Genomic DNA, 12,432 nt, shown 5'->3' with positions numbered 1-12,432 from the left:
CGCTCGAGGGGGTCCACATGTCTGGGACCTCGACGCCGGCCCGTGACTACTCAGCGGTCGTCAAGCGGCTGGCTGTGGCCGGGAGTTCACCGCCGTGCACACCGCACGGGGCGCTGATGGGGACGGCGTCACGAATTCGCTTTCCGTGCCGTCGGGTGGATGCCGATGAAGCCAAGCACCGCGCCGAGGGTCGTCACACCGGCGGCGATGGCGAAGCTGAAGGCATAACCGTGTGCGGTGGCGCTCATCGGGTCGGCGCCTGCGTGCTGCAGCACGGTGGCGTGGCTGGTGCCCAGCGAGACGAGGGCGGCCAGGCCGATGGCGCTGCCGATCTGCATGGACGCGTTGTTCATGCTGGTGGCGATGCCCGCGTCCTCACCTGTGGCGCCGTCCACTCCGGCGACGGTCGATCCGACGAGGACCAGGCCGCCTCCCAGGGGCACGAGGATGAGTCCGGGCAATACGTTGGCCAGGTACGTGCCGTGGGTGCTCAGCCCGGAAAGGAGGACGTACCCGACTGTGGCGATGGCAAGTCCGCCTCCGTTCAGCGCCCGCAGTCCGAACCGGGGAAGGAGGCGCGGTGCCACCATGGTGGCGCTGAACAGAATGACCGCCCCGAATGGCACGAAGGCGAATCCGGTCGCCAGTGCGGAGAAATGCAGTATGTGCTGCACATACAGGCTCAAGGAGAAGAACAGGGTGGCGAAACCGACGTAGTAGCAGATACGGACGACGTTGGCGATGCTCCGGTTGCGTGAGCGCAGGAACGTGAGGGGCACCAGAGGCTGGGCCACTCGGGCCTCGACCAGCACGAAACCGATCAAGCAGAGCACGCCGATCGCCACGCAACCCAGGACCAGGAACGAGAGCCAGGGATGGGTGTCCTTCTCCAGCAGGCCGAACACGACCAAAAGCAGGCCGAGAGTCACCAGGACGGCGCCCAGGACGTCGGGACGGCCTCGCTTGGCGGCCCGGCTCTCGGAGATGAGCGGGAAGGTGGCGAGAAACGCGAACGCAGCGATGGGGAGGTTGATGAAGAATATCCAGCGCCAGGAGGTGATGGTGGTGAGGACGCCTGAGAGCATGACGCCCAGGGCCACGCCGACTCCGGCCAGGCCGCTCCAGATGGCCATGGCCCGTGCCCTTTCCTGCCGTTGCGTGAACAGCAGCGTCACCATCGACAGGGCCGCCGGGCTGACGAGTGCCGCACCGATGCCCTGGACGAAGCGGCTGGCGACCAGTAGACCGGCTTGCTGGGCCACCCCCGCGCTCGCCGATGACAGCGCGAAGATCGCCAAGCCGGTGAGGAACAGGCGCCTGCGGCCCAGCAGGTCACCCAGACGTCCGCCGAGCATCAGCACGCCGCCATAGGTGACGGTGTATCCGTTGACGACCCATGCCAGGCCGGTGGTCGTCAGGCCGAGGTCCCGCTGGATGGGGGGCAGAGCGACATTGACCACGGTCACATCGAGCAGCAGCATCACCTGTACCAGGCAGATGACCCCGAGCGCGCGCCACCTGCGCGGATCCGGTTCGGGAGTGGGACTGATCGATGTCATCGCTGATCTCCTTCTGGTCGGCCGGGACGCAGCCGTGCTCCTCAGCGGTCGTAGGAGGCACGGCCCAGGCCGACGGGTCCGTGGACAGTTCTTGACGCGTTCAACGCAAGGAGGCTGCTCGTGCCTGGCCGCGATTGAGGACAGCGAGGGTGCACATCCGGACCCCCGCGACGGTCACGTCGCAACCGCGGGCAGCCGCCCGGAGACCGGTCACCGTGGTGTCACTGTCTGCACACCTCGCGTCGCACCGGGCCTCGGCCGACCGGTGAAGGGCTCCCGGGCCCACGCTGACGGCCCCGGCTTAGACGGCCGTTCCGGCGTGTTCGGCCGAGTGGGCGAGGCAGAAGTCCCCTCGGTACAGCTGCACCGCCCCCAGTAGATGCGCATCCCGGCCGCAAGGCGTCACCTTGACAACGTAGGGGTCCCCAGCCATCGTGGAAACTATGGAAACTACACCAGTTTCGAGAGTTTCCGAGGTGGACGAGCAGCGCGCCGACGTGATCGTGCAAGCGGCCTGCCGGCTGTTCTTCGCGCCGGGGCTCGCGCGGGTGAGCATGGACGATCTCGCTCGTGAGCTCGGGATGAGCAAGAAGACGATCTACCGTCACTTCCCGGACAAGCGCAGCCTGCTGGCCGCGGTATTGGACCGGCAGTTCGCGACAGTGGAGCGCACGCTGGCGGCGGCGGCCGAGGAAGCGGAAGGGCAGCCATTCGGTCTGCAGGTCCGGCGGCTCTTGATCGCGGCAGGCAGTGAGCTGGGGCGGATCGGCGCGGCTCAGCTCGCGACGGGGCGGGGCGACGCGATGTTGCGCCAGTACGTGGAGCAGCGTGTGGACGCGGTGGTCCACCGGCGGCTCGACGAGTTGTTCAGGGAGGGGCACCGGCGGGGACTGCTGTCGACGCCGCCGGAGCTGCTGAGCGAGATCACCCGCGGCGCCCTGGAGCGTTTGCTCACCTCGCGGTTGCCGCACGATCTGGGCTGGACCGCGGCGGATCTGCTGCGGGCGACCGTCGACACCGTGCTCTACGGAGCGATCCGCTCGGCAGAACCGGGCACCGACGACGCATGACCCGGGGCGGTCGTTCCGACCACCCGCGCTGACGAGGAGGAGGTGGTCCCATGACCGGGGGAAGCGGCAGGGTGGCACTGGTGACAGGGGCGAGCAGCGGAATCGGTGCGGCCAGCGCGCGCCTTCTGGCCGCGCGAGGGATGCGCGTAGTGGTCAACTACCTGCGCGGCAACACGGCAGCCGAGGAAGTCGTGGCCGACATCGAGGCCGCCGGCGGTCAGGCCATGGCAGTACAGGCCGACGTGCGCGAGGCAGCGGCGATCGAGAGCATGGTCCAGCAGGTCCAAGCGGCATGGGGACACATCGACGTGCTCGTGCACAACGCCCTCATCCCGTACGCGATCAAGTCGTTCCAGGACATGACCTGGGAAGAACTGGGCGGCAAACTCAACGACGAGATGTACGCGGCGTTCGCGGTCACCAAAGCCGTCCTGCCGGCCATGACCGAACAGGGCTGGGGACGCATCATCTACATGGGCACCGGCCTCAGCCGCCGGCCCCGGGAGAACATGATCGCCCTCGGCACGTCGAAGGCCGCACTGGAGCAGTTCGCCCGGTACCTCGCCCAGGAACTGGGCCCGCGGGGCATCACGGTCAACGTCGTCGCGCCCGGCCCGGTGGAGGGCACCCGCATCGCGAACGAGTTCGACGACGACCACAAGCGGCGTCAGGTGGCCGCCACCCCCATGGGGCGCCTGGCACGCCCCGCCGACGTGGCCCAAGCGGTCGCCTTCTACGCCAGCGAGGACAACGCCTTCATGACCGGCACCACGGCCGCGGTCAACGGCGGAATGGCCATGTACTGACGCCTTCTGTCGGTACTCAGGGCGATACGCATCCCGCATCCGGCATAGCGGCACCTGACACACCGGCCGCACACCGCCCCCACGACACGAGCGGACTCAGCGCGGCGACACCATCAAGGGAAACGCCCATGCACACGATCGATCTCGCCTACGTCGGGCGAGGCCTGCACGAGGAACTCGTCGCCTACATCGCCGATCAGGAGGACTACTACGCCCAGGAAGGCGTCCACGTCGCGCTGCGGGACGGCTGCTCGTGGGCCGAGGAGCGGCTGCGCCGCGGCGCCACCATCGGGCTCGGCCGGGCACTGCTGTCCCGACTGACCGGCGGCATCCCCTGGGTCACGCTCAATGTCAACACGTGCAGCCCGCTGTTCTGGTTCCTCGCCCGCCCCGGCATCACTTCCCTGGCCGACCTGGCCGGCCGGCGGCTCGCGGTGCACGCCCCCCACACCGCGCCCGGGTGCTTCACACGGATCGTGCTGCGCCAGGCCGGCCTCGACCCGGACCGTGACGTTCAGGCCATCGTCCGCCGGCCCGGCGACTACGGCATGGACCTGCGCGGGCTACAGGACGGCAGCATCGACGCCGCCCTGGTCGGCAGCACCATGGCGCCGGAGGCAGTAGCCGCCGAGCACGGCTGGCAGGTGCTGGCCTGGGTCGGCGGCCATTTCAAGATCCCCACCGTGGGGGTGGCCGTCGATCCCACCTACACCGACCCGGACGACCCCGCGGTCCAGGCCGTCGTACGAGCCCACCGGCGAGCCCTGCAGGTGATCCACAACGACCCCGACACCACGGTGCGGTACATGCACACGTTCCTCGGCCGACACACCGAGGACGAAGTCCGAGCGCACTACGAGGCGTTCATCGCCCCGCATTACACCACCGACGGCCAAGTCGACCTCGCCGTCGGCACCACCGCGATCACCGCGGTCGCCGCCGAACTCGGCGTCCCCGCCACCATCACCGCAGCCGAGTTCTACCGCACCCCAACGACCACACCCGGGCCGCATTGATCACGAGCGTTGTCGACACTCGATAGGTCCGTGAATGGTGTCCCGTCTTCAGGGGTGGGACTCAGGACGGCTGGGGCGGCTGCGCTCCCTGCGGGCTTCGGAGTTCGTTCGCCTGGTCAGGCGAGGGCGTGAGAGGACTACCGGCTGTGATGCGGCGGGCGTACCCCGCTCGTAAGCGGGCAGCTCAGCCAGCACCTCTCCACCGGCCGCCACGATCAACCCCGCGCGGCCCCGGGTGGCGAGATACCTGAGCGGGTGCTCGGAGGAACCCCGGGGGAGCTCCTCAGCTGAACCGCCGTCATTCTCGCCCGCTGGCCACCCCCGGTTTCAACACCGCCTTGCTGACGGCCGGTTGCCCGACACCGGCGCGTATTCGCCCTCTTCCTCGGCCTCGTGAAGAGGAACGAGGCCTGAGAATGCCCGAACCGCAGGAGATCTCCTTGACCTGACGCCGTTGCGCGCGTAGGTCGACGACGGTGTCCCTGTGAAGCGGGCGAGCGTCCGCGGGGCCCGGTGGAGGGATGAGGGCGGCCTCTGTGGCAGATCCGACTGGAGACAACGCAGAGCCGTCAGAGCTGTTCTCCGAGTCGGTGCTCCAGGCTGGAACCGGCCTTGGCGGCAGTGCACCAGCGGTCGTATGCATGGCACGAGTCCATCCCGCGGTGCAGCGTCTTCGGCGCTTGCACGTCCATGCCGGCCGGGTCCAGGAGCTACGCCCGGTTCGCTCCGGAGGCACGATGACGCGCATGTCCCTCGCGCTGGGCAGCGGCTGAGGACTTCAGGGTGGTGCCGGGCCGGGCGAGGAGGAGAGCATCGTGTCGCGTCGGGAGAGAAACACCGGAGACTTACCGCTGGCTGCGGCCGTTCCCATGCCGTCCTGGCGGGCCAGGGCGGGCTGGCTGCTGAGGGCCCACCGGCAGTGCCACGGCGACGCCGGACTGCGGGGCCTCCGGGGCTTCGCGCGGGCCCTTGCGGCCGTGAACGGCGACGCCAGCCCGAGCTCGGTGTCGCGCTGGGAAACCGGACGGACCGCCGTGGACCGCGGCGTCGTACGTCGGTACGAAGACGTCCTCGGGCTGCCATCCCACCATCTGCTGTCCGTCATCGACGCGATGGCCCGCTACGACGGAGGACGGTCAGCGGTGGCCTTCCTCCGGCCTGCCCGGCCGACGAGCACGGGAGACCGCGCGACCGGACGGCGACTGGACGCCCTGCTGGACCGGGTACTGGACGGCGACATCCTGGCGGCCGGGGACTGGGACGATCTGACCGCACTGGTGACCGCTCCCGGGGTCGTGGTGGCGCCGGGCCGCGTCCGGCAGTCCGTGGCACGGCGGCTGCTGAAGGAGATGCTGGTCTCGGACGGCATGGCCTGGCAGCGGCGTTACGAAGCAGTCGGGCGGCTGATGGCCGACGAGGTGTGGGCGACGGACGCTGTCGAGGCGTGCGAGGACGTGCTGGCGTGCCCCGAACACGCGGGGTTGATCGAGGTCGCCAGCATCCTGGAGGCCAGTGCCCATCCGCAGGCCGCCCGGCAGGTCCTGCGACAGCTGACCGACCCGATCGCTTCGGAGACCTTCTACGGGGCACTGCTGGCCAGCCACCGCAAGAACCGCAGGCGTCACTTCTCCGGTCGGCAGTCTGCCGTCCTCGCCGAGGTGGTGTCCGGCGTCCTGGAGAAAACCGCCGGCCGGCTGGAGGCTGAAGCCGCCGCCGTGCTGCTGCAACAGTTACCGCTGCCACCGGCCCGAGCGGCACGCCTCGCCGAGATGGCGTACGAGCGGCCCGTGACCCGGAACATCGTGCGGCACGGGCGGCTCGTCGAACCGCACGCCGCTCGGGTCGTGCTGGACCGCATGTCGGCCCGCTTCTCCGACGGTCCGGGGCCCGCCCCCGACGCGGCGCTGCGCGGCGTCGTCGACGACATGCTGCACCACCCCGTGGCGGACGTCCGGCTCTACACGGCGATGCTCCTGGACGCCAGTCCCTACGGCGGCGCGGTGGCCGAGGCGCTCTGTGAAGAACTGCGTGTGCCCGGCACGGTGCAGGTGACCGAGCGCGCAGTGCCGGTCCTGCACGCCCTCCGGGTGCTGGGCGGCCCCGACCAGCGGCCGACCGTCGCGCGGCTCACCCTGGCCCGCGGACTGCCCCATGAGGTCGAACAAGCGGCGGTGCACGCGCTCGGGCACATCGGCGGCCACAGCCCCGCGGGCTATTGGCAGGCAGCCCTGCGACGCCTGGAGGAGCACTGGCGGGAGCATCCCGGCCCCACCGCCCGGACCGCCCTGAAACGCTTCGTGTACAACGCCGCCATGAGCGGAGAACTGGATCTGCTCCGGCGCCTCGCCCACCCCCGGGCGCACTCCGAGCCGTTGCGCAGCCTGTCGGGCTGGTGGGTCGAGCTGGCCCGCGCCGTCCGGGAGAGCGCGTGCGTGTAGCTCGGCCGGGGCGGTCCCGGCGTGCGTGTTGCACAGCAGCAGAGCCGGTGCAACGCATCCGTCCGGGCAGCCCGGGCGCGGCGAGTATGAGCACGCCGATTCCCCGACCTCTGGAGGAGACATGAGGACGCGCTTGCGCACCGGAACGGTTGCCATCGCTCTCGCCACCGCCACCGCGGCACTGGCCCTCGGCACCGGCGGTGCCGCCGACGCCGCGGCCCTGAAGTCCGCCACCGGCTGCAACAACAACGTGTGCATCTACGTCGCCGGCAACGCGGGCGGCACGGTGCTGGTCCAGGCCTGGGCGCGGAACACCACCTTCACCGGGTACTTCCACGTCACCTGGCCCGGTGGGAGCCGGGACAGCGGCACCCAGACCTGGTACGGCGGCAAGGGCAACTACTACTCGACCAGCTTCACCTCCGGCTCCGGCTCCGTGTGCGCCACGGGCTACACCACGAGCGGAGCGGCGCAGGGCACCCCCTGCGTCAGGGTGTCCTGACCCGGCGGCCCCCGGCCCGGCGCTGCTGCCCGCATCCTCACCGGGGCGGGCAGCGCTGCCGGGCCGGGCGAGCATTTCCCGACGCCGACCTGTCCGGCCGATGCGGCCACGCGTCTTCGCAACAGACCGTAGCCGAAGCATGCTTCGCCGGGTATTTCGACCAGTGGGGGGATCGTGCTGTGACCGGATAGGTTCGCCGGGTCGGTGGACGAGGAGCGGCCACCGGCCGGTACGGGGAGGCGGGCGATGAGTGACAACTACCTGACGGTGATTCCGACTGATCCGTACTGGCGGCCCAGTAAGGATGCGGCGGATCGTGCTGCGGCTGTGCTGTCCGGGATGCTTCCCGACGACGACGCCCGCCGTGGCCTGGAAGCCAAGTGGCATGACAGCGTCGAAGTGGTCTTCTGCGGCGCCAGCCTGGAGAAGATCTCCTGCCCGCGCTGCGGTTCGCAGTTCACACCCGACTGGTGGGGGGAGTCCGTCTCGGAGCGCTACAAAGAAGGCTTCTCGACGCTCACGGTGACGGTTCCCTGCTGTGGCGTCGAGACGTCGCTCAACGAGCTGGTGTATGACTGGCCGACGGGGTTCGCGCGGTTCAGGCTCGAGGTCCTGTATCCGAACCGGGCATGGCTGACCGACGAGGAACTGGCCTCGCTCACGGAGGCGCTCGGACATCCCGTACGGCAGATCCTCATCCACACCTAGCGCTGCGACCGCGTAAGTTCGCCGGGTTGGTGGTCGTAGCGGCTGGGTGTGCGGTGACGCCCGCTCCCACCGATGGGGGTGCGGTGGCTGAGACTGTCCTCGTTGCCGTGGCACTCCCGAGCGGAGCCGTCCCCGCCGCAATGGGGACTTGCTGAGCGGCCTTGTCGTGACCTGGTGGCATCACGACTGACGCGCCGGCCGCTCGGCGCTAACTCGCCGGAGGACACAGGCCTGGGCGGCGCCGAACGCCACCGAACAGGCGCCCTGTCCGGCGCATGGCGCAACGGCCAACGGGCTCGCGTTCCGCCCTGGGGCGGGCAGGGGGCGCTGTCCGAGGCGCGCTGGCGGGTCCGCGCTCCCGGGAATGCGTCACGCGCCGGCCGGAGGCGGGCTGGCCGAGGAGACGGAGGAGACCTACGCGGGTGGCGTCATGGCCGCGTCACGGCCTCGATGTCGGGCGAGGGCGTCGCGAAGGTAGGCGGGTAGTGCCTGGCAGACGGCAGGGTCCGCTTCCCAGCCGGGGTCGGTGAGGTGGTCGGCCATGACGACGTGGTGGCCGTGGTCGGTGCGGACGAGAAAGCGGAACGTTTCGCCCCGGCTGTCCCGGCCGGCGAGGTAGGCGGCCAGGACGCCCCTCCCGCCGGACACGGGAGAGGCGGCGTTGACGAGCAGCGGCTCGGGTCGGGCCGGGGCGGCCTGCTTCGGCCGCGCGGCGAGTGGGGAGTGCCGTCCTTTCTCGACCGCGTGCAACTGGTCCCAGTCGACCTCCGGGTGTGCGGCGGGGATCGCGTCGACGGAAGCCGTGGCGTGGAGCGCGACGTCGACGGCCCTGACCCGGCTGCTACCGAAGCGGACCTCGATCGACCTCGGAGGGGGTGCCCCTATCTCTTTGGTCAAGGTCGTGGGTCAGGATGGCGGCATGACGGATCGAGATCGGTTGGGGCGGACGGCGGTGCATTATGCGGCTGTCGATGGGCACGTGGAAGGCCTGAAGGTGCTGTTGGCCGAGGGCGCCGACCCTGAGGCAGCCGATGCCGCAGGCTGGACGCCGCTGCATTTTGCGGCTCAGGCCCAGGCACCATCGGTTATCGAGATTCTCTTGGCCGCGGATGCCCGGGTCGATGCCGTGGATGGTCAAGGCAATACGCCTTTGTGGCGGGCGGTGTTCTGTTCGCAGGGCGAGGGGGCGGCGATCCGGCTGCTGCTGGAAGCCGGTGCCGACCCCGACCGGGTTAACGTTCACGGTGTGAGTCCGCGGGCATTGGCCGGACGGATCGCCAACTATGACGTGGCTGCCCACCTTCCGGGCGGAGCTTTCTCCTAGGCTCTGCCGACTGCCTGACCGGCCGAGCGATGCTGTTGCAGTTCCCCCGGCAGCTTCTTCCGTTGCCGGAAAAGGCGGTAGCACCGCTATGTGGTGCGGCGCTTGACGGACGAGCAGGGGTCGGTCTGCTCCTGCGCCAGATGCTCACCGGCCTCGCCGATACACACGCCGACCTCACCTCCGGTGACAGCGTCCGGCTGGGCACCACCGCAGTCGACCTCACAGCCGCCCTACTCGCCCACCATGCCGACCGGCAGACACTGCTTCCGACTGGCTCACGGCAGCGCGCACTGTTCGAGCAGATCAGCGCCCACATCGCCACCCACTTGGGCGATCCCCGCCTCACACCCCGCGCGATAGCGGCGGCACACTTCATCTCCACGCGCTATCTGCACCGTATCTTCCAGCAGCACGGCACCGCAGTCAGCGACGTCATCCGGCAGCAACGCCTCGCCCGCTGCCGACGAGACCTGGCCGACCCGGCCCAGTGCACCGTCCCCATCGCCGCCATCGCGATGCGCTGGGGATACCCGAGGCCATCCGATTTCACCCGATCGTTCCGCACCGCCACCGGCATGACTCCAAGCGAGTACCGTGCCGCCAGCCAGGACATGGACCGAGGACAACGGTAGCTACACCCAGGGCAAGGTCCACCCGGCGTGGGGATCTGTCCGGCGGAGGGCTGCCGCGTGACACCGGCCGGGCGCCCTCGCCGCCGACGTCCTCCGCCGTACCCACGCGCTCCCGGCCGGGCAAGGTCCGCGCCGACCGGGCCTACGGCTCGCGCGCGAACCGCGCTTACCTGCGCAGGCGCGGCGTACGGTGCACCCTCCCGGAGAAGGCGGACCAGATTTGCAATCGCCAGAGGTTCGGTTCTCGCGTGGCCGTCCGCCGAGGTTCGACAAGGCCGGCTATGAACAGCGGCCCGCCTACCCGGCCGGTTCAGCGGCTCGCATCGAGCAGCAGCTTGCCGGAGGTACGCCGCGACTCGATGTCCGCGTGTGCCTGAGCGGCCGCGCCCAGCCGGTAGCGCTCACTGATGCCGATCCGCAGCTTCCCCTCACGGATCTTGTCGAAGAGGTCCTGGGTGTGCCGGAGCAGCAGCTCCCGGTTGTGGATGTGGTCCGCGTACACCGCGTAGGTGATTCTGACGCTCTTGGGCAGGTCGAGCATGCGCACGGTGGGGACGTCGCCGATCAGCGGGCCGTAGTAGACCAGGGTGCCCACCCTCCGCAGCACCTCCAGCGAGGGCCGGAACGTGGTGGCGCCACCGCCGTCGAAGACCGCGTGCACTCCCTCCCCGTCCGTCAGCTCCTTGACGCGGTCCACGAAGTCGCCGCCGGAGGAGACGAGCACCTCGTCCGCGCCCGCCGTCTTCGCGACAGCGACCTTCTCCTCCCGCGAGACCAGGCCGATCACCCGTACGCCGCGCAGTGTGAGCAGCTGGGTGACGATGCTTCCCACACCGCCGGCGGCGGAGTGGACGAGCGCGGTCTCACCCTCGGCCAGGGGCGCGGACTCCGTGACGAAGTGGTGGGCGGTGAGTCCCTGCATCATCGTGGCGGCGGCGATGTCGCTCGGGATGTCGTCCGGGACCGGAACGACCTGGTCGGCGGGGACGGCGATCTTCTCGGCGTAGCTGCCGTAGACCGAGACCCAGGACACCCGGTCGCCGATCGCGAAACCGCTGACGCCCTCTCCGATGGCGGTGACCCGGCCGGCGCCCTCGACACCGGGGACGAAGGGCGGCTCGCCGGGCACCGAGAAGCCGGAACGGGTGCCGGTGTCCATGAAGTTGATGCCGGCGAAGTCGATGTCCACCACCAGTTCGCCCGGCTCGGGCACGGGGTCGGGCCACTCCTTCAACCGGAGCACTTCCGGCCCGCCCAGCTCTTCCACTACCACAGCCCGCATGGGGCACACCTCTTTCTGTCGGTACGGCCGCCGGTCGGGCGGCGAGTGCATTGACGGGTCCCCCGGGACTGGCAGGGGCCCTGTTGTCGCGGGGAGGGAGACGTCGGTCCCTGCCGCGTTTTCGGCCAAGCGCCCCGCTCAGGCGTGCAGGAGGGTGGACGCGTAGGCGGGGTTGGTGTAGTCGCGCCAGGCCGCGATCCTGCCGTCGCGCAGCTCGTAGACGGCCATGTTCATCACGGGGGCGAGCTCGCCACCGGGCAGCGCGAGCCCGTGGATCTGCTCGGCGATGACGACGTCGCCGTTGACCGCCTGGTGCACGGTCTCGAACTTGATCTGCCCGAAGTTGGCGAACACGCCCTTCCACAGAGCTATCACCGCGTCGCGCCCCCTGACGGGCGCGTCACCGTAGGCGGTGAAGAGAACGTCGTCGGCCAGGAACGGGGCGAGGGCGTCGGCGTCCTTGCCGTTGAAGGTGTCCACGAACTCGCGGACCAGTGTGTCGTTGTCGGTGACAGCCATGACGCAAGCCTCCAGGCTCGGTGGATACGGGTGTGCGGTTGCCGCCGCTGTCATGTCACGCGGTGGACCATGGCCCAGCCGGCCCGGCGGCCTCTTGCGGTATGACTGCGAAAGTAGAGCGCACTTTTTGGACCGGCAAGTCCAGGAAAATGGGCGGCAGACCGGAAAGATCCTCGGCGCGCGCCGGCGCCGCGTAGGGGCTGACAGCGTCTCCGCACCGGATTCCCTCGCCGCCGAGGTAGAAGCCCCAGGCCACCTGGGCATTCGGCCGCTTCCAGTCGGGTGTGCCGGTGAAGCCGCACGTGGAAGGTGTCCCGAGGCGGCTCCAGTGCCGGGATGCCCAGGTACTGCGTACGCGGGGCGGGGAGGTCGTGATCGCGGGCGTACAGGGCGCTGCCGGCAGCCAGACCCGCGCCGGCGCTTTCCCCGGCCACGGCGATCCGGCCGATGTCGACGCCGAGCTCCCTCGTGTTCCCGACCAGCAAGGTCAGCGCGGCTCAGGAGTCCTCCAGGCGGCGAGGACTGAGAGCTCGAAGACGATCAGGAATTTGCGTCTCTTCAGACGTCACATGCAGG

The 12,432-nt window shown here is 69.8% G+C and carries 13 protein-coding genes; 8 read left to right on the top strand and 5 right to left on the bottom strand.

What is annotated here, in order from left to right; genetic code table 11:
• Positions 1 to 128: 128 nt before the first annotated feature.
• Positions 129 to 1,559, bottom strand: a complete 1,431-nt coding sequence (locus tag LG395_RS33705) for an MFS transporter (RefSeq protein WP_225812410.1) — start codon at positions 1,557 to 1,559, stop codon at positions 129 to 131.
• Positions 1,560 to 2,035: 476 nt separating this feature from the next.
• On the opposite strand from LG395_RS33705, the gene LG395_RS33700 reads away from it, so the two are divergent.
• From LG395_RS33700 to LG395_RS33675, 6 genes are all read left to right on the top strand, one after another.
• Complete coding sequence (locus LG395_RS33700) at positions 2,036 to 2,629, top strand: TetR/AcrR family transcriptional regulator (RefSeq protein WP_171159367.1); 594 nt, start codon at positions 2,036 to 2,038, stop codon at positions 2,627 to 2,629.
• A gap of 50 nt (positions 2,630 to 2,679) precedes the next feature.
• The gene (locus tag LG395_RS33695; RefSeq protein WP_225812409.1) at positions 2,680 to 3,435 is read left to right on the top strand and encodes an SDR family NAD(P)-dependent oxidoreductase; all 756 of its coding nucleotides are present in this window, start codon (positions 2,680 to 2,682) and stop codon (positions 3,433 to 3,435) included.
• A gap of 128 nt (positions 3,436 to 3,563) precedes the next feature.
• The gene (locus tag LG395_RS33690) at positions 3,564 to 4,451 is read left to right on the top strand and encodes an ABC transporter substrate-binding protein (RefSeq protein ID WP_263983352.1); all 888 of its coding nucleotides are present in this window, start codon (positions 3,564 to 3,566) and stop codon (positions 4,449 to 4,451) included.
• 869 nt (positions 4,452 to 5,320) lie between these two features.
• Positions 5,321 to 6,889 (top strand): hypothetical protein, encoded by a 1,569-nt coding sequence (locus tag LG395_RS33685; RefSeq protein ID WP_225812408.1) that lies wholly within the window; start codon positions 5,321 to 5,323, stop codon positions 6,887 to 6,889.
• A 121-nt stretch (positions 6,890 to 7,010) separates the two neighbouring features.
• A complete protein-coding gene (locus tag LG395_RS33680) occupies positions 7,011 to 7,391 on the top strand; it encodes a hypothetical protein (RefSeq protein ID WP_225812407.1) in 381 nt (126 codons plus the stop codon).
• Between the two features lie 246 nt (positions 7,392 to 7,637).
• Positions 7,638 to 8,099, top strand: a complete 462-nt coding sequence (locus tag LG395_RS33675) for a hypothetical protein (protein WP_225812406.1) — start codon at positions 7,638 to 7,640, stop codon at positions 8,097 to 8,099.
• Between the two features lie 414 nt (positions 8,100 to 8,513).
• On the opposite strand, the gene LG395_RS33670 is transcribed toward LG395_RS33675, so the two are convergent.
• Entirely contained in the window at positions 8,514 to 8,996 is a 483-nt protein-coding gene (locus LG395_RS33670) for a hypothetical protein (RefSeq protein ID WP_225812405.1), read from the bottom strand.
• A 22-nt stretch (positions 8,997 to 9,018) separates the two neighbouring features.
• On the opposite strand from LG395_RS33670, the gene LG395_RS33665 reads away from it, so the two are divergent.
• On the top strand, positions 9,019 to 9,423 hold the full coding sequence (locus tag LG395_RS33665; RefSeq protein WP_225812404.1) for an ankyrin repeat domain-containing protein: 405 nt from the start codon (positions 9,019 to 9,021) through the stop codon (positions 9,421 to 9,423).
• A 29-nt stretch (positions 9,424 to 9,452) separates the two neighbouring features.
• Positions 9,453 to 10,055, top strand: a complete 603-nt coding sequence (locus LG395_RS33660) for an AraC family transcriptional regulator (RefSeq protein ID WP_225812403.1) — start codon at positions 9,453 to 9,455, stop codon at positions 10,053 to 10,055.
• 310 nt (positions 10,056 to 10,365) lie between these two features.
• Here the strand turns inward: LG395_RS33660 and LG395_RS33650 are convergent, their stop codons facing one another.
• From LG395_RS33650 to LG395_RS33640, 3 genes are all read right to left on the bottom strand, one after another.
• A complete protein-coding gene (locus tag LG395_RS33650) occupies positions 10,366 to 11,337 on the bottom strand; it encodes a quinone oxidoreductase family protein (RefSeq protein ID WP_225812401.1) in 972 nt (323 codons plus the stop codon).
• A gap of 138 nt (positions 11,338 to 11,475) precedes the next feature.
• The gene (locus LG395_RS33645; RefSeq protein ID WP_225812400.1) at positions 11,476 to 11,856 is read right to left on the bottom strand and encodes a nuclear transport factor 2 family protein; all 381 of its coding nucleotides are present in this window, start codon (positions 11,854 to 11,856) and stop codon (positions 11,476 to 11,478) included.
• 50 nt (positions 11,857 to 11,906) lie between these two features.
• The gene (locus LG395_RS33640) at positions 11,907 to 12,290 is read right to left on the bottom strand and encodes a hypothetical protein (RefSeq protein WP_308071475.1); all 384 of its coding nucleotides are present in this window, start codon (positions 12,288 to 12,290) and stop codon (positions 11,907 to 11,909) included.
• Between the last annotated feature and the right edge of the window lie 142 nt (positions 12,291 to 12,432).

The organism is Streptomyces spinosus (assembly GCF_020400655.1).
GTDB classification, from domain to species: domain Bacteria; phylum Actinomycetota; class Actinomycetes; order Streptomycetales; family Streptomycetaceae; genus Streptomyces; species Streptomyces argyrophylli.
Note: the sequence above shows the minus strand (reverse complement) of the source record. Positions and strands in the feature narration are given on the sequence as shown.